The 15,177-nt window shown below is 65.0% G+C and carries 17 protein-coding genes and 1 tRNA gene; 5 read left to right on the top strand and 13 right to left on the bottom strand.

What is annotated here, in order from left to right:
• Positions 1-8: 8 nt before the first annotated feature.
• On the bottom strand, positions 9-1,559 hold the full coding sequence (locus tag G6N18_RS00540; protein WP_083006913.1) for a carboxyl transferase domain-containing protein: 1,551 nt from the start codon (positions 1,557-1,559) through the stop codon (positions 9-11).
• 95 nt (positions 1,560-1,654) lie between these two features.
• Between G6N18_RS00540 and G6N18_RS00535 the strand changes: the two genes are divergently transcribed.
• Positions 1,655-2,284: an SACE_7040 family transcriptional regulator gene (locus G6N18_RS00535; RefSeq protein WP_272937602.1), complete on the top strand. Its 630-nt coding sequence runs from the start codon at positions 1,655-1,657 to the stop codon at positions 2,282-2,284.
• Positions 2,285-2,287: 3 nt separating this feature from the next.
• On the opposite strand, the gene G6N18_RS24220 is transcribed toward G6N18_RS00535, so the two are convergent.
• The 3 genes from G6N18_RS24220 to G6N18_RS00525 form a co-directional block, all read right to left on the bottom strand.
• Complete coding sequence (locus G6N18_RS24220; protein ID WP_165606493.1) at positions 2,288-2,443, bottom strand: hypothetical protein; 156 nt, start codon at positions 2,441-2,443, stop codon at positions 2,288-2,290.
• A 39-nt stretch (positions 2,444-2,482) separates the two neighbouring features.
• On the bottom strand, positions 2,483-2,692 hold the full coding sequence (locus G6N18_RS00530) for a hypothetical protein (RefSeq protein WP_067224791.1): 210 nt from the start codon (positions 2,690-2,692) through the stop codon (positions 2,483-2,485).
• A 92-nt stretch (positions 2,693-2,784) separates the two neighbouring features.
• Complete coding sequence (locus G6N18_RS00525; protein WP_083006962.1) at positions 2,785-4,623, bottom strand: alpha/beta hydrolase family protein; 1,839 nt, start codon at positions 4,621-4,623, stop codon at positions 2,785-2,787.
• Between the two features lie 126 nt (positions 4,624-4,749).
• Between G6N18_RS00525 and G6N18_RS00520 the strand changes: the two genes are divergently transcribed.
• Positions 4,750-5,508, top strand: coding sequence for an MmpS family transport accessory protein (locus G6N18_RS00520; protein ID WP_067224788.1), 759 nt, complete (start codon positions 4,750-4,752; stop codon positions 5,506-5,508).
• Here G6N18_RS00520 and G6N18_RS00515 read toward each other — a convergent pair.
• Entirely contained in the window at positions 5,505-6,824 is a 1,320-nt protein-coding gene (locus tag G6N18_RS00515; protein ID WP_083006918.1) for an MFS transporter, read from the bottom strand. The genes G6N18_RS00520 and G6N18_RS00515 overlap by 4 nt on opposite strands.
• A gap of 26 nt (positions 6,825-6,850) precedes the next feature.
• Here G6N18_RS00515 and cmrA point away from each other — a divergent pair, with 26 nt between their 5' ends.
• Complete coding sequence (gene cmrA / locus G6N18_RS00510; protein WP_083006920.1) at positions 6,851-7,657, top strand: mycolate reductase; 807 nt, start codon at positions 6,851-6,853, stop codon at positions 7,655-7,657.
• 17 nt (positions 7,658-7,674) lie between these two features.
• On the opposite strand, the gene G6N18_RS00505 is transcribed toward cmrA, so the two are convergent.
• Positions 7,675-9,270 (bottom strand): helicase HerA-like domain-containing protein, encoded by a 1,596-nt coding sequence (locus tag G6N18_RS00505; protein WP_083006923.1) that lies wholly within the window; start codon positions 9,268-9,270, stop codon positions 7,675-7,677.
• Between the two features lie 82 nt (positions 9,271-9,352).
• On the opposite strand from G6N18_RS00505, the gene orn reads away from it, so the two are divergent.
• Complete coding sequence (gene orn, locus G6N18_RS00500; RefSeq protein WP_067224882.1) at positions 9,353-10,000, top strand: oligoribonuclease; 648 nt, start codon at positions 9,353-9,355, stop codon at positions 9,998-10,000.
• Between the two features lie 41 nt (positions 10,001-10,041).
• A tRNA-His gene (locus tag G6N18_RS00495) sits at positions 10,042-10,114 on the top strand.
• A 160-nt stretch (positions 10,115-10,274) separates the two neighbouring features.
• On the opposite strand, the gene G6N18_RS00490 is transcribed toward G6N18_RS00495, so the two are convergent.
• The 7 genes from G6N18_RS00490 to G6N18_RS00460 form a co-directional block, all read right to left on the bottom strand.
• Positions 10,275-11,189 (bottom strand): hypothetical protein, encoded by a 915-nt coding sequence (locus tag G6N18_RS00490; protein WP_083006926.1) that lies wholly within the window; start codon positions 11,187-11,189, stop codon positions 10,275-10,277.
• Positions 11,176-11,709, bottom strand: a complete 534-nt coding sequence (locus G6N18_RS00485; RefSeq protein WP_083006928.1) for a DUF6932 family protein — start codon at positions 11,707-11,709, stop codon at positions 11,176-11,178. Before G6N18_RS00485 ends, G6N18_RS00490 begins: the two co-directional genes overlap by 14 nt.
• A 45-nt stretch (positions 11,710-11,754) precedes the next feature.
• Positions 11,755-12,150, bottom strand: coding sequence for a hypothetical protein (locus G6N18_RS00480; RefSeq protein WP_133052485.1), 396 nt, complete (start codon positions 12,148-12,150; stop codon positions 11,755-11,757).
• Positions 12,151-12,183: 33 nt separating this feature from the next.
• Entirely contained in the window at positions 12,184-12,606 is a 423-nt protein-coding gene (locus G6N18_RS00475; RefSeq protein ID WP_083006932.1) for a hypothetical protein, read from the bottom strand.
• A gap of 226 nt (positions 12,607-12,832) precedes the next feature.
• The gene (locus tag G6N18_RS00470) at positions 12,833-13,105 is read right to left on the bottom strand and encodes a P27 family phage terminase small subunit (RefSeq protein WP_083006935.1); all 273 of its coding nucleotides are present in this window, start codon (positions 13,103-13,105) and stop codon (positions 12,833-12,835) included.
• Positions 13,106-13,684: 579 nt separating this feature from the next.
• Positions 13,685-13,873 (bottom strand): hypothetical protein, encoded by a 189-nt coding sequence (locus G6N18_RS00465; protein WP_083006938.1) that lies wholly within the window; start codon positions 13,871-13,873, stop codon positions 13,685-13,687.
• Complete coding sequence (locus tag G6N18_RS00460; RefSeq protein WP_163689774.1) at positions 13,873-15,045, bottom strand: phage major capsid protein; 1,173 nt, start codon at positions 15,043-15,045, stop codon at positions 13,873-13,875. Before G6N18_RS00460 ends, G6N18_RS00465 begins: the two co-directional genes overlap by 1 nt.
• Positions 15,046-15,177: the final 132 nt, after the last annotated feature.

The raw sequence follows: 15,177 nt of genomic DNA, 5'->3' as shown, positions 1-15,177 counted from the left end.
CCACGCCATCACATCCGGAACACGCCGTAGGAAACCGATTCGAGCGGGGCCTGACCGACGACCGAGAGTGCCAGCCCCAGAACGGTTCTGGTGTCGGCGGGGTCGATCACCCCGTCGTCCCAGAGCCGTGCGGTCGAGTAGTACGGGTTGCCTTGGTGTTCGTACTGGGCGCGGATGGGCGCCTTGAAGGTTTCTTCCTCCTCGGCCCTCATCTCGCCGCGCACCGTCGCCAGCACTGCCGCCGCCTGTTCGCCGCCCATCACGGAGATCCTGGCGTTGGGCCACATCCACAGGAAGCGCGGGGAATACGCGCGTCCGCACATCGAGTAGTTGCCCGCCCCGTAGGAGCCGCCGATGACGACGGTGAGCTTGGGCACCCGCGCGCAAGCCACCGCGGTGACCATCTTCGCGCCATGCTTGGCGATACCGCCCGCCTCGTAGTCTCGGCCGACCATGAAGCCGGAGATGTTCTGCAGGAAGACCAGCGGCGTGCTCCGTTTGTCGCACAGCTCGATGAAATGTGCGCCCTTGAGCGCTGATTCGCTGAACAGCACGCCGTTGTTGGCGATGATGCCGACCGGATGGCCGTGGATGCGGGCGAAGCCGGTGACCAGCGTGCTGCCGTACTCGGCCTTGAATTCGGCGAACTCGCCGCCATCGACGATGCGGGTGACGACCTCGTGTACGTCGTAGGGAACCCGTGAGTCGACCGGCACCACGTCGTAGAGCTCACTCTGGTCGGCCACCGGCTCCTCGACCGGCCAGACGTCCCACGGCAGCGGCTCGCGGGGCCCGAGCGTGGCGACGATGCGCCGCACGATTCGCAGCGCGTCGCGGTCGTCATGGGCCAAATGGTCTGTCACCCCGGAGGTTTTGGAGTGCAGATCGCCGCCACCGAGGTCTTCGGCCGTCACCTCCTCACCCGTCGCCGCCTTCACCAGCGGTGGCCCGCCCAAAAAGATGGTGCCCTGATTGCGCACGATCACGGCCTCGTCGCTCATCGCGGGTACGTACGCGCCGCCCGCGGTGCACGATCCCAGCACGGCCGCGATCTGCGGGATGCCCTCGGCCGACAGATTGGCCTGGTTGTAGAAGATTCGACCGAAATGATCCCGGTCCGGGAACACCTCGTCCTGCCGGGGCAGGAAGGCTCCGCCCGAGTCGACGAGGTAGATGCACGGCAGCCGGTTCTGTCCGGCGACCTCCTGGGCGCGCAGATGTTTCTTGACCGTGATCGGGTAGTACGTGCCGCCCTTGACCGTCGCGTCGTTGGCGACGATCACGCACTCCCGGCCCGAGACCCGGCCGATACCGGTGATGATGCCCGCGCCCGGACACTCGTCGTCGTACATGCCGTCGGCGGCGAGCGGGGTGAGTTCGAGGAACGGGCTGCCGGGATCGAGCAGGCCGTCCACCCGGTCGCGGGGCAGCAACTTGCCGCGGCTGACGTGCCGCTCGCGGGCGCGCTCGGAACCGCCGAGCGCCGCAGCAGCGAGTTTCGAACGCAGTTCGTCGACCAACGCGAGGTGCCCCTCGCGGTGTGAAGCCCGCGGTGTCATCGATGAACCCGTTCCAGTTGAGTTAATTACGATTAACCCGTGGTATGTTAGTCACGATTAACCGAAATGTCTACCGGCTGGCGGGAGGAGGCGCGTTGTCCCCTACTCCGGCCCCTCAGCTGCCCTCGACGAGCCGCAGCAAGGCGAAATCCGACCGCCGGTCGCAGTTGATCGCCGCGGCCGAACGACTGGTCGCCGAGCGGGGATATTTGGCGGTGCGGCTGGAGGACATCGGCGCCGCCGCGGGGGTCAGCGGACCGGCGATCTACCGGCACTTCCCCAACAAGGAGGCGTTGCTGGTCGAGCTGCTGGTCGGGATCAGCACCCGGCTGCTGGCCGGCGCGAGGGAGGTCGTCGCTGCCGCCGGGGATCCGGCCTCGGCACTGGACGGTCTGATCGACTTCCATCTGGAGTTCACGCTCGGCGAGCCCGACCTCATCCGGATCCAGGACCGCGACCTCGGCAATCTGCCCCCCTCGGCCAAGCGCCAGGTGCGCAAGGCGCAGCGGCAGTACGTCGAGATCTGGGTGGATGTGCTCAGACAGCGCAACGACTCACTGGCCGAGGCCGACGCCCGGTTGATGGCACACGCGACGTTCGGGTTGTTGAACTCCACCCCGCATGTCCTGAAACCCGGAGCGACCAAAACGGCCGAGGCCAACCCGCGAGCCGTCTTGAAGGCGATGACGCTCGCAGCGCTGACCTCGGCCGGTCGGAGCGGCTAGGCGCTAGTACCAGACTTTTCGCCCGCCGACCGGGCGTCCGACGGACCCGAGGATCCAGAAGACCGCACCGATGACGAGCAGCACCACACCGATATAGGTCAGGATCGAGATCCCGAACACCAGACCGAGGATGAGCAGAATTGCTCCGAGGACAATCATCGTGACTCCATTTCTTTTGAGTTGTTCACTGCCAGTTGGTCACTGGCTGGGCTCGGGCAGGTCGCAATTCGTGACCTTCGGGTTGACGCCCGCGTAGTTCAACGGCCCAACGACAACGGTGAGGGCGATGCTGCCCGCTGTCGCACAATTGGTTTCGCTGTTGCTGAAGTAACCCCGCTGATACGCGGCAACCACACCGATCAGCAACCAGATGAGAACTACAACGCCGAGAATTCCGCCACCTCGCATGCTGCGCCTCCTTCGACAGCGCCGGTCGGCGCGTGCCCAGCGTGTTTACCCCGCAGATAATTTCGGTAAACCTGGCTACGGCCACAATCGCGTTACGAGCTCCGGTGAGCGCTGAACGACGCAATCAGCCACTCGCGCATGGCTTTGACCAGCACGGCGCGGTTCTCGCGCTTGTCGATCTCGTGGCCGTCGTCGTCGAACATCAACAGTTCGACCTTTCGGTTAAGCGATTGCAGCGCATCGCACATTTGCTGGGATTCGGTGGGCGGGACGTTGGTGTCGTTGGCGCCGTGTACAAGTAGCAATGGCGCCGTCATCGCCTCGACGCGCTGCAGCGGGGACAGCTCCTCGAGCAGTTCGCGGTCACTGATCGGATGGCCGTACTTGGGGTATGCGGCGGCTGCGATCCACGGTTCGGTGGTGCGGTACCAGGTGTTCAGATCGCTCATGCCGCAGATGCTGATTCCGGCGGCGAACCGGTCGGGGTGGAAGGTCAGCGCCGCCTGGGTCAGGTAGCCGCCGTAGGACCATCCGCAACACGCGATGCGGTCGGCGGGCGCGACGCCTTGCTCGACGAGATACGCGACCGCGTCGGCGACATCGTCGATCGCGGCGAACCGCCGCTCTCGATCATCGGCGTGCATGAATGACCGGCCGAACCCACCCGAACCCCGCACGTTCGGGAGGAACACACTGATGCCCTCCTCGAGCAGTGCCGGGAAGAACTCGTTGTAGCCGGGCCTGCCCTGCCCCTCGGGCCCGCCGTGCAGGAACAGCATCGCGCCGATCGTCGGAGTGCCCTCGGGTGGACGGAACAGCCAGCCGGTGAATCGCAGGCCGTCCCGAGCCATCACGGTCTCCAGGGTCGGATCGGCGCTGAGCGGTCCGGAGCTGGGTTCGCGGTCGACCGTCTCCCACACCCCTGTGCGGGGATCGACGAGTTCGACGGTCGGTGGGGTCGAGGGGCCCTCGACCGTCACCGCCAGCATCGACCCGCCGGCGCTGATGCTCAACTGGCTGGCGACCATGCCGGGCAGCGGGATCGGCTCGTGCAGGAAGTTGTCGCCGAGCTCGAGGATCTGTAACTCGCTGGCCCCGTGGATATTCCACAGCATCGCCACGGTGGACAGGTCGTCGCTGACGGTGAACTCGTCGAGCTCGTAGTCCGGGCGCTCGGCGAGGACCTGGTAAGCCACGCCGTCGGCCGTGGTGGTGACCTCCAGTAACCGCGCGTACTCCGCGCCGTTCTCGCTGCGGATCAGTGCCCGCACGAAGCCTTCGGTGTTGTTGTCGTAGGTCTTCGCCGGGTAGTAGAGGTTGGTGATCTCGCCTTCCAGTCCGGCGCGTAGCCGGCGGGGGTGATGGTCGTCGAGAATGATACCGGTATCGGTGGTGGAGCCTGGATCGTATGGCAGCAGCGCGGTTTCGGTTCGTCCCCGCAGCATGATCAGGTCTCGGTAGCCACGGGGCCCGACCCGCACCAGCGCCGCGCCGGCCCACGAATCGACCAGTCGACCGGCCGAGCGGCGGTCCAGGACGACGGTGTCGCCGGTCGCGGGATCGATCAGACACGAACTGCCGACGCCGTCCTCGCCGGTCAGGATCGCGGCGACCTGGGTGCCGTCCCAGCTGATCAGCTCGGCAGCCCCTTCCAGCATGTCCGATGGCCAGGTGTCGATACGACGCGCGTCGCGGTCGTCGGGATCGGTTGTGACAACCCAGATCTGGGTACGGGTGCCGCCGTCGGGCGCAACCTCGCAGGCGAGCCAGTGGCCGTCGGCGGAATGCAACACGCGGGTGACGGCGCCTTCGACGGGCAGCTCGACGTCGCGTGACGAACTCGCGCGCCAACCGCTCAGAAACCGCTGCACGGCGCGGGGGAAGCCACCGTCGTCGACCAAGTGTGCGAAAGCGGTCGCGTCGGGCGACATCGACGCGCCGTAGATCCGGCGAACCTGTTCTCCCACCGGACCAATTCTGCATACCCTGGCAAGCCGTGCCCCGAGGCGCGGTCCGTTGAGCGGTCGCACAGGTACTCTCGCACCCATGAGGTGGGTATGACCGACACACCACGGCCCGGCCGCGATGAGCAACCGCAGGGCTACCCCTATCCGGAATACAGCGATCCGGCATACGCCAGCCAGGCCTACGGCCCCACCTATCAGGCACCCCCTGGACCTGCACCGACGGAGCAGCTGCCGCCGTCCGGCTACGGGTACGACCCCTACGGCACCGGCCAGCACGGCGCGCCGTACCCGCCAGGCGAGCCGCCCCAGCCGCCGCCCCCGGAGCCACCGAAGTCGCCGCGCTGGCTCTGGCTCGCCGCAGGCATCGCGGTGCTCATCGTGCTCGGCCTGGTCATTGCGCTGGTCATCGTCAATACCGCGCAGCAGCAGACGGTTGTGGCGCCCCCACCGGTGCAGGAGCCGGACTTTCCGTCACGGCTCCCGACGACGACGCCACGTACGCCCACCAGCCCGGGCCTGCCGCTGCCGACGCTGCCCGATGTGCCCACTGTGCCGTCCTCGCCCGACCGAAGCACTCCCGGCAGCACTCAGACCGTCGTCTACGTCGTCAACGGCACCGGGCGCGCGATCAACATCACCTACGTCGACACCGGCGGTCTGCTTCAGACCGAGTTCAACGTGATGCTGCCCTGGAGCAAGGAAGTGGAGTTGTCCGAGTCGGCCGCGACGTCGGCGAGCGTCAGCATCATCAACGTCGGCCGCGAGGTGAACTGTTCGATCACCGTCGACGGCGCCGTGGTGCAACAGCGCACCGGCACGGGCCTGACGATCTGCACGGCCAGCGGTTAGCCCGTCGGCCGCGGCGGTACGCGCACCGCAAGCATGGCCAACAATCCGGCGGCGAGCACCACGACCAGCCCGCCCATCCCCGCACGGTCGGTCCCGAAGACCGCGATGAACACCGAGAACAGCATGGGCGCAAGGTACGAAACGGCACGGCCGGTGGTGGTGTAGAGGCCGAACGCCACACCCTCCTTGCCCTCGGCCGACATGCGCATCATCAGCGTGCGCGCACACGACAGAGTCGGGCCGATGAACAGGCACAGCGACAGCCCGCAGATCCAGAACGCGAGCGCCCCGTCGAGCGTCATCAGCGTGAGGCCGACGGCGATCATCGCGGTCAGCGCGGCGACGATCACGGGCTTGGCGCCGAACCGGTCGTCGAGCAGACCGCCAAGGACGGCGCCGACGGCGGCGATGGTGCTGGCACTCACCCCGAACAGCAGCACGTCGGCCTCGGAGACGCCGTAGACGCGCACGCCGAGCACTGCGCCGAACGCGAAGATCCCGGTGAGGCCGTCGCGGAAGACCGCGCTGGCGATCAGGTAATAGACGACGTTGTGGTCGCGCCGCCATTCGCTGCGGATGTCCGCCCACAACTTGCGGTATCCACCGATGAAACCGACGGTTTCGCGGCTGTCCATCGGCCCGGGCTTCACGCTGGGCACGGCGACGAGCACCGGCACGGCGAAGATCCCGAACCAGACGGCCGTGAAAACCATGGCGGCCCTGACGTTTTGGCCGTCATCGACGGGCAGATTCAACATCCCGCCGTCGCCCGAGATGAACCCGAGGTAGACCACCAACAGCAGCGTGACACTACCGAAATAGCCCAGGCCCAAACCGAATCCGGAGATCTGCCCGGATGTCTGCGGTGTCGACAGCTGGCGCAGCATCGCGTTGTACGGCACGGTGGCGAGTTCGTTGCACGCCGAGGCGCAACCCATGAGCAGCAGGCCCAGAGCCAGGTAGCGGTAGTCGTCGCGGACAAAGCTCGTCGACGCGATCAGCACGACAGCTGTCGCGCTGAGCACGGCCAGCACGCGGCGCCGCCGCCACGGTGCGTCGACCCACACTCCCGTCACCGGGGCCAGCAGCGCGACCACCAGGCCGGCCAGACCCAGCGCCCAGCCCAGCCAGCTCGTCGCGCTGATATCGCCCGGCAGGTCGTCACCGACGGAATTGGTCAGGTAAATCGAGAACACGAAGGTCACCACCACCGCGTTCAGCCCGGTCGCGCCGAAGTCCCACAGCGCCCACGAGACGACCTGCCGCCGGCTGGCGGCCCGCGCGGGCAACAGGTCTGAATCGGGTGGGTCGGTCATGGTCCGCCCACGATATAGTCCCGCGCATGTCAGTACCCGCTCCCAGCGCCGATGCCCGTGCAGTGGTCACCGGCGCATCACAGAACATCGGCGAAGCGCTGGCCGCCGAGCTCGCCGCCCGTGGACACCACCTGATCATCACCGCCCGCCGCGAGGATGTCCTGCGAGCGCTTGCGGACCGGCTCAGCGAGCAGTACGGCGTGACGGTCGAGGTGCGACCCGTCGACCTGGCCGACCCGACCGAACGCACCAAGCTGTGTGACGAGCTGGCCACCCGCAACATCTCGATCCTGTGCGCGAACGCCGGAACCGCGACGTTCGGCCCCGTGGCATCGCTGGACCCGGCGGACGAGAAGGCGCAGGTTCAGCTGAACGTGCTGGGCGTGCACGATCTGGTCCTCGCCGTACTGCCCGGGATGGTAGAGCGCAAGGCCGGCGGCATCCTGATTTCGGGCTCGGCGGCCGGAAATTCGCCGATTCCCAACAATGCGACCTATGCGGCGACGAAGGCGTTCGTCAACACCTTCAGCGAGTCGCTGCGCGGTGAGCTCAAGCGTGCCGGCGTGCACGTGACCGTGCTCGCCCCGGGCCCCGTTCGCGAGACGCTGCCTTCCGACGAGGAGCAGTCGCTGGTGGAGAAGCTGATTCCCGACTTCTTGTGGATCTCGACGCAGTACACCGCCAAACAGTCGCTGGATGCGTTGGAGCGCAACAAGATGCGCGTCGTACCCGGCGTGACGTCCAAGGCGATGTCGGTGGCAGCGGGGTACACACCTCGGGCGATCGTGACGCCGATCGTCGGCGCCGTCTACAAGAAACTCGGCGGCGGATAACCCGACCCTTCGCTGCGTCAGCGGCGACGGCGGCTGCGCCGGCGGCCGGTGCCGAAGATACTGCGAGTGATCTCACGACCGATCACCGTGCCCGCCGAGCGCATTGCGCTCTTGAACGCGGGACTGCTCAACATCTTCTCCAGCATCCCGGGTTCGGCGGTGTCGCGCGAGCGCACCTCACCCGAGGCGGTCGCCCCGCCGACATCCGGTGGCAACGGCGGCGGTAACGCGTCGTCGGCGGGCGGTTCCGGGGCTGCCAGCTTGGCGTTGAGTCGTTCGTAGGCGGACTCGCGGTCGATGGTCTGGCCGTATTCCGCTTGCAGCGGACTGGCTTTCGCCGCCGCGGTGATCGCCTCCGGTCCGATGGTGTCCATCAGCGACCGCGGGGCACGCATCCGCGTCCACGCCACCGGCGTCGGAGCGCCCTTCTCCGAGAGCACCGTGACGATGGCCTCGCCGATTCCGAGCGAAGTCAGTGCCGACTTCAGCTCGTACACATCGGTTTTGGGGTACGTGCGCACGGTTTTGGACAGCGCCTTCTCGTCGTCCGGCGTGAACGCCCGCAGCGCGTGCTGAACTCGTGCACCCAACTGGGAGAGCACATCGTTGGGCACGTCGGTCGGCAACTGGGTGCAGAAGAACACGCCGACGCCCTTCGACCGGATGAGCTTCACTGTCCGCTCGACCTGCTCGAGGAACGCCTTGGAGGCGTCGGCGAAAAGCAGATGAGCTTCGTCGAAGAAGAACACCAGCTTGGGTTTGTCGAGGTCGCCGACCTCGGGCAGCGTCGAGAACAGATCGGCGAGCACCCACATCAGGAACGTCGAAAACATCACGGGTCGCGCGCCCTGACTGCCGAGCTCGAGCAGCGAGATGATGCCGCGCCCTTGATCGTCGACCCGCAACAGATCGTCGGGTTCCAGCTCGGGCTCTCCGAAGAACGTGTCGCCGCCCTCGGCCTCCAGGTTCACCAGCGCTCGCAGGATCACGCCCGCCGTCGTTTTGGACACCGCGCCGAGCGCCTTCAGCTCCGGTTTGCCCTCGTCGCTGGTGAGGTACTGGATGACGGCGCGCAGGTCCTTGAGGTCCAGCAGCGAGAGCCCCTTCTGATCTGCCCAGTGAAAGATCAGGCCCAGCGTCGCCTCCTGGGTCGCGTTGAGCTCGAGCACCTTCGACAGCAGGATCGGCCCGAAGCTGGAGATCGTCGCGCGCACCGGGACACCGATCCCCGTCGTGCCCAGCGACAGGAACTCGACCGGATAGGTCGTCGGCGTCCAAGCGTCACCGGTGTCTTTGGCCCTCGACTCGATGTTCTCGTCGGCCTCACCGGGCCGCGACAGCCCCGACAGGTCACCCTTCACGTCGGCCATCACGCACGGCACGCCCGCGGCTGAGAGCTGTTCGGCGAGTACCTGCAGCGACTTGGTCTTGCCGGTGCCCGTGGCACCCGCGATCAGCCCGTGACGGTTGACGGTGGCCAACGGAATGCGGACCTGCGCGGCCGGGTCACAGGTGCCGTCGACGACGACGCCGCCGAGCTCCAGCGCCGCGCCTTCGCCGGCATAACCTGCGGCGATCTGCTGTGCGGGAGTGGCGGTCGGCTCAGTGGTCATGCCTGGCACCCTAACTCGCGCGGCACACCGTTCGGGCGGGTGCAGCGGGCCACGCGGCGCCGTAAGGCTTACTGTGAGCGTCGTGCGCGACGAACTGGTGTGGATCGACTGCGAGATGACCGGGCTCGACCTGAAGTCCGACTTGCTCATCGAGATTGCGGTGTTGGTGACAGACGCTGACCTCAACATCCTGGGCGAGGGCCTCGACGTCGTCATTCACGTAGATGATGAGGCGTTGTCGTCGATGATTCCGGTGGTCACCGAGATGCACACGCGATCGGGGCTCATCGAGGAGGTACGAGCGTCGACCGTGACGCTGCCCGAGGCCGAGGAACTGGTGCTCGATTACATCCGCACCCATGTCAAACAGGCCAAGACGGCGCCGTTGGCGGGCAACTCGATCGCGACCGACCGTGGCTTCATCGCCCGCGACATGCCGAAGCTCGATGACTATCTGCACTATCGGATGATCGACGTGAGTTCCATCAAGGAGCTGTGCAGACGCTGGTATCCCCGGATTTACTTCGGCCAACCCGAGAAGGGGCTCGCGCACCGGGCGCTGGCCGACATCCATGAGTCGATCCGCGAACTGCAGTACTACCGCCGCACCGCGTTCGTGCCCGCCCCCGGGCCGTCGACCAGCGATATCGCCGCCATTGCCGAGGAATTGGGCACCCCGAACGGGAGCTCGAAGGATATCGATTCGGTCGCTGAGCGTCCGAGCGGCTAGTATCGACGTCGCCGTAATGCCCGCTCGGGCGCGCGGCGATGGTGGCTGTAGTTCAGTTGGTAGAGCACCAGGTTGTGATCCTGGATGTCGCGGGTTCGAGTCCCGTCAGCCACCCCGCAGGTCAGGGAGCTTTTCGTCTCCCTGACCGTTCTTCTAATCGGACCTCTTGCACCCTTGTTGCAACCTTAAGGCTCGCGCCAGCTCGGCTTATGGGATGCGCGGATCTCGACCGCGCGGGACTACGCGGGAGCTGTTGACTCACTTGTCCAAGGCGTCAGTCCTTTGGTTCTACACTCATCGCTGTTCGTTCAGTATTGGTCGCCCTCCGCCGAGGATGCGTTGTCGTTTCCTCGATCCAAGAGAGGGTTACCTCGCTGGCCCACAGGCTGCGGAGCAGCTCTGCGTCAATGTTCGACCCATCGAGGGTGATCCGCTTATCGCGTTTGGCCCCGTAAGTGAAACCGATAGTCCCATCAGTTGAAATGTGTGCGAGAACGCCAGTCTCAGTCTTGGGGACTCGCTCGGTCTGCTCGTAGTCGAGAAGTGCACGAAAACCGTGGGCGGTCGAGCGCGTGAAATCAGCCTGTCGGCGCGTACCTCGGGGGCGTGTCCACACCAGGCCCAGGTCTACGCCGAATTCGATCAGCTCATTGGACAACGTGAACAACTTGCTCCCTAGGCGTGAACTGACTTCCAGCTCGGAATCACCAACCGTGCCAAGTGATTTCATGTTTACCGTGTCGAGGAGCGCGAACACGTGCGATAGCGCGATGTCCGTTGGTCCGTCGTCAATTTCGGTGTCAAGTTTTTCTTGATCTGGTTGCGGCATCGGCGGGCCGAACAATTCCAGCACTGTTGATCCCGGAGAAACTACCGGCGAAAGGAACAACTGCGCGGAATCCTTCGGGACCTTCACCTCTTGTGCGGCGGCCTCGACCACCTCTGTCACCCCACCGATAACTGCACCGGCAATGACACTGTTTAGGTCGTGTCCGACAACAGCGTCGCCGGAAAACCGCAACTTCACCGAGGTTCGGAAAACCGGCTGCGCGAATCCGAAGTGTCGAGCCGCTCGGGCTTGCTCGGCGCGCTCCAATTCCTCGGCAGAAAACACATGAGGATCTGGAAGCTGGGCAAGTCTGGCCTCAAACCGGGCAAGGCGGTCGTCGCGCGACTCAGCGGTAGCCATCGAGGACCACCTCCAAGTAGCCGCGGACCGGCATTGCGTGTGACCTCTGCGGCGGATTCCGGTCGGCTTTGGCGACCTTGCGCTGCCAGAAGTCGTCCCACGTTCCGCGCTGTCCAATGTAGTTTGGCTCGCGACCAACCTGGGTGCCGTCAGGATGCCACTGAATCAAAAAGGCGTCGACCTTTAGGCCTAGGTCAACCTTCGGGTTCGCCACGATCTTCTCAACCTCCGAGAACGTGTCCGGTCTTGTGATCCGACTCATGTCAATGAACAGTGCAGCATCCACGTCCGACGGGTCCGTCTTGTCCGTCACAAAGCTGCCGCCGACGAATGCGGCCGGAACACGTACCCGTAGCCTCCGGATCAATTCGACTAGGTCGATGAAGTCGGACCATATCTGTTCGCGAGTCGTTGACTCCTCGTATGCCGAGTCAGCGACGAACCGCTTTTCGATGTCCTCTACCGATGCACAGAACCGGCCGCGAGGTAGGTCGCCGTCATCGGTGAGCTTCGGAATCAATGTCGCGCGCCCCCCTTGTTACCCCGGTCGGTGGTTGGACTAAATCTAAATGCTGACGCACATGCCGCCCCGCACGCGGTTGATTCGGCACCTAACGCCATCACATGTTGATCTCACCGGCCGGGTTGTGGGGGACCGCCAACTCTTTGGGGCCCCCGCCAGCCAGATACCCACGCCGCGAAGTTCCTCCGGTACGGGATAGGAGCCGTAGACACCGGCAACGTCACCGTTCAGCACTTGAGCGTGCTCGCGATCGGCGTGCTCGATCAGGTAAGCGGCTCTCTCGGCGTCGTCGGCGCGCCGTTCCTCGCTCACTGCATCCCATAAGGCGAGCAGCCTCACAACCACGACTAGGGCGACCGCTGCCAGCAGGTAGGGCCACATTTCGAGGATCGCGCTGAGCACGATCATTAGGACCAGCGCCTGGCCGAGCGAGCGCATAACCAAGCGTAGGCGCATGCCCGTCTTATGGGTTCAGGATTTCGCGACCTCGCGCATGGTGGCGACGGTGAACATGCCCCGGTAGATCGGTAGGGCGTATCCGTTCGGGGGCTCGTCGGTGATCAGGATTGCGCGGGCGCGGTACAGAGTCGAGCAGATCCCGGCGATGCTGCCCCCCAACGTGCCATCAACGAGCCGCCCCTCAGCGGTGCCGAAGGTCAACGCACACGCATACGGTCGCTCGGCCGTGGCGACGTACCGCAGCATCGACCCTGGGGACGGGCAGGAGTAAACCCCACAGCTGCAACCTTCGCGCGGTGGCAGATGACCCGCGATCGGACATACTGCCCGCATCAGGCCAGTGGTGGGCAGGACCGCAAGCCTTCCCAGGATGCGGAACGCCCGCAGCGACACCAGCGCGCCGTCCGCGATCCGCCACAGCTTCCAGGTATTCACGTCGCGCGGTACTTCGCCCGTCGTCGGTGTCGCCGCATCCTAAGGCGGGCGATGACCCAGCCGCGTGGTGCGGCGGCTCTGCGTGCGTCCCAAAACTGGCTGTATGCCTCGCGTTCAGTGGCTGCGGGCCAATCGTCTGGATTGAACTCGCGGAGCGGACCGGGGGGATAGTCCATTTCTCTCCACCAATCCCACCCGCTGCGTTCCTCACGTAGCCGTGCCACGGCTACGCCTCTCTCAGGTCGTAGCGGGCAGCGGTCTTCTGCTGGGGGCTACGGCGCCGGCCGATCTGTTCACCCGGGAGTGGTAGGGCCAGCTCGGCGACGAGGCGGACCACGGCCTTCCGTTCCTCTCGCAGTTCCATCAACAACGGGTGTGCTCTTGGGAGCTGACCACGGTTGCCGGTGACCAGTAGGCCATCCTCGGCAAGGATGCGGTCCAATTCCTCGATGCGGTCGACCACCTTGCACAACTCCCGAAGCAGTTGGATTTCGCCCACATCGAGGGCATAAACAGTCGTTATTTCGCGCCAAAGTCCGCTTCCACGGGCCTTCAGCCCCGTTGGCGCGCGGGGTGGTTTCGATATGGTCATGGTCCCTCTGATTCGCGAATTAGCTTGCAGTACAGCATGTTTCGATGGTTTAATGATGTTGCGGCGCAACGGATTCGACACGTTGCCGTGATGGCAGAAATCCCCCTACCTGCGGAAACGCCTTTTTGACCCTTCGCCATCTCGGGGACGGAAAAGTTCCTGACGTAGGTGCTGCGACCTCTGGGCTTCAACTTTCGAGTACGCCCCCCCAAAGCCCAAAGCTATTGCGAGCGAGCGTGTTTCAAAAGATCGAGTCGGCCCGCCTCGATGGTAAGCCTGTCACCAGTGACAGCGAACCACCGGCACTCGAATGGCATCCTTCATCAATGTTGATGTTATGTTGAACTCTGCCCGAGAACCCCGATGTCGTGGGCGACAGGTGTATGTGTCCGCGCCGGTGGGAGACTCTTGGGTCCCCCCGTGGTGCGCAACATGTTTGGGGTGCGCCGGGCGCCGCTGGAATCAGCGACACCCCGGCGCGACGGGTCACGGCGTTGTGACCGCTCCCGTGACTATTGCCGGTTCGACCAACAGCTCACCGAACCCGATCGGCAGTGAACGCAACGCGCCACGCCGAACCAAGTCCATGACCTGCTTGACGCTGAGCCCCATACGCTCGGCGCAATCCTCAACATCGAGGAAATCGCCGTGACGCTCAGGATCGTAGTCGAACATCAGGCAGTGAGATCCACGACGTAGAACGCCTCGGGACGGAGCACGGCGAACCCGACTCGCATCTCAGCGCGGACCACGGTCTGGTTCGTGCTGAAGTGGGTGAACGGGTCCAGGTCGATCCGGACATCTTCGCGAACGTAGGTGCGTGCCTTGGACCAGTCGGCCAGCAACGCCGTACCAACCGGCACGCTCGGACTCACCACACGCGCAATGTCGGGACCGCCCAACACGTTAGCGCTGCGGGTGTTGGTGTTCGTATAGCCGTCGAGCAGATAGCCCGATCCCGATGTTTCGAGCAACAGGTCGAGGTCGGCTACGTCGGCCGGATTCAGGACCCAGCCGTTCACCATGGTGCCCGCGGTCTGAGCAGTTGCGAGGGCACCGCGCAGTGTGACCGGGACGGAGGTGTCGAACGGGACGGCCGTCGTGCCAGCGACGGTGAGAATGCCGCTCATGTCCTCGCCCGTGCCTGAGCCCGAGACGACCTGCGCCTCAAGGGCATCAAGCAGACCTTCGCGCAATTCGCTGTCCAACCAAGTGCGTAGCTCTTGGTGGTCAAAGAACAACCTGTTAGCGACGGGCTGACTTAGGTGCGCTACGACTCTGACGCGATCCTCGATCGGTGTCACGGTGAACACGGACACCGGTTTCTCGGCGGCGTCGGCCACAACGTCCGCGTTGTTCGTCCGCGTCGTCTGACGCCAGAACTCGTAAGCGTTGGACTGCACCGTCTGCCGGTCGACCAACAGGTCGATGATTCGGCCCGGTCGATCCATCGGGACCACATTCGGCTGTACGAGCGTCGGAATGTCGATCGAACTCGCAGTGATGGCGCGCTTTTCGCCGTCGAACCGATTTGCCTTATGGATGGCATCGGCCGCCCGGTGTGCCCACCCGTGGCCGGTGCGGCTGTCGTCCACGCGAGCGACCGCCTGCGCGATCGCGATGACGTCGGGATTGTCATGGCCGGCGCGGGTGGCGTCATCGCGGAGTTGCTCGATCTGATCCTCGATGTCGCGGACGCTCTTGGTGAGCGACGTGAACGCCGCGGCTTCATTCTCGCTGAGGTCGGCGCGCTGTTCACGCTCAACCCGATCAGTGATGGCGCGGCGCTTGGCCGTGGCCTCGTTGCGCAGCTTTTGCAGCCGTGCGATCTTGTCGTTGTAGGACACGTTTCTCCTAATGAGAGAGATGTTGAATAGATTGCTCCCGGTGCCGGAGAGTCTCGTCAGTTCCCAACAGAGCGACGTGCCATCGGTGTTGGCGGGCAACGAGATAAAGCCCGAACCGTCCGTGCCGGACGG

It is taken from the genome of Mycolicibacterium celeriflavum (assembly GCF_010731795.1).
Classification (GTDB): domain Bacteria; phylum Actinomycetota; class Actinomycetes; order Mycobacteriales; family Mycobacteriaceae; genus Mycobacterium; species Mycobacterium celeriflavum.
Note: the sequence above shows the minus strand (reverse complement) of the source record. Positions and strands in the feature narration are given on the sequence as shown.